The sequence below is a fragment of the Flavobacterium sp. ENC genome, from assembly GCF_020991415.1.
In the GTDB taxonomy this organism is placed as follows: domain Bacteria; phylum Bacteroidota; class Bacteroidia; order Flavobacteriales; family Flavobacteriaceae; genus Flavobacterium.
Genome location: NZ_JAJMOY010000038.1, coordinates 1 through 462, shown reverse-complemented (window position 1 = coordinate 462; position 462 = coordinate 1). Strand labels below are relative to the sequence as shown.

Annotated in this window: 1 protein-coding gene; it reads right to left on the bottom strand. The window is 44.6% G+C overall.

Annotated features, from left to right (window positions below):
* The coding region (locus LPB89_RS21945) for an AMP-binding protein (protein ID WP_230703741.1) at window positions 1-462 on the bottom strand (462 nt) is incomplete at both ends.

Genomic DNA, 462 nt, shown 5'->3' with positions numbered 1-462 from the left:
GTAACGGAGCTGTGACGGATCTTTACGCCTTTCGGGGTTCCGGTAGAACCTGAGGTATAAATCATATACGCCAGATCTTCTTCATGGATTGCAACAGAGGCTAACTCACTGCTATAAGCGGAAAGTTTTTCTATATGGTCCGGCAGGATCATTACATTAATTCCTGATTCGTCTGTATAGGGCGTATCTGAAATTAGTAACGCTGCACGGCCATCTTCTAAAATGTAACTAATTCTTGAGGTCGGGTAACTTTTGTCAATCGGCAGATAAATACCCCCCAGTTTCAGGATACTTAACATCGGGATCAGCATCCATTCGCTGCGGTCCAATAATAAGCCTACACAATCCCCCTGTTGGATGCCGTAAACATCTTTCAGGTAATTCGATAATTGGTTCACAGCGGCATCCAATGCTCCGTAATTCAGTTTTCGATCTGCATAACAAACGGCAATGGCTTGCGGC